Below are 962 nucleotides of genomic sequence, written 5' to 3'. Positions count from 1 at the left end.
CCGTCCGGCCCGAGGTCAGCCGCAGCCGGAGCCGCAGACCCGGCCGGCAGGCAGGGGGGACAGCCGCAGGCACCGGCAGAGGCCGAGACCGGTCCTCCGTCTCCGTCCGCCGCGCGGAGCCGCGCACCGGAACGGACGGACTCCGAGCCAGTCCCCGCCCAGGCGCACCGGGCTCCGCAGCAGGCTGTACAGCAGGAGGGTCCGCGGCAGCGCGAGGACTCCCGTCAGCCGGCCAAGGAGACCACTCCCCCGGCCGCTCCGTCCCCGGACGCCTGGGGCACGCCGCAGGACTCCGCCCCGGACTGGGGCGGCCCCTCCGGTTCCGCAGACGACGACCCGTGGGCGGACATCCCCGAGTTCGACCCGGACGCGAACATGGAGGACTCGCCCGGACCCGATGGCTGGAGCCCCGAGGACGCCGGGCCGGAGGCCGAGCAGACCTTCGGTGCCGCCGGGACCGCCACGGACACCGGCTCGACCGACGGTGACACCGCTGACACGCGCGACGGCGCCGTGGCGGACGGGACCTCCGCCGACACGGCGACCGACCGGACCGGCTGGACCGCAGCGGAACCGGAGGGGTCGGAGTCCTCCGCGTCCGATCGGCCCACCGCCGAGGAGTCCGCGTCCGAGGAGTCCTCATTCGGCGGCACCGCACCCGATCGCGGCGACTCCGCCCCCGGCGCCCCGGCACCGGACCAGGACACCCCGATGCCGGCCTACAACCCGGGCCCCCTGGTCCCGGACGTCGAGCCCTCGATCCCGGTGTTCGCCCGCCCGGAGTCCGAGCTCCGCGCGGAGTTCGCCGCCCGCTTCGGCAACACCCGCCCGCAGGGCTTCGACCGTCCGTCCGCAGAGGACTCCCGCCCGGACACCCCTGACGCCCGACCCGGCCGGCCCCGTCCTCGGGAGAGCCCAGCCACGACGACTCCCCGGACCCCGGCGTCCCCGCGCCGGACCAC

1 pseudogene is annotated in these 962 nt (G+C 77.1%); it reads left to right on the top strand.

What is annotated here, in order from left to right:
- A pseudogene (locus AC2W7A_RS12860) lies at positions 1-962 on the top strand (hypothetical protein); the annotation flags it as partial.

It is taken from the genome of Micrococcus sp. LASM2_SD2 (assembly GCF_057364565.1).
The sequence above is the reverse complement of the archived record's forward strand: the minus strand, read 5'-3'. Positions and strand labels throughout refer to the sequence as shown.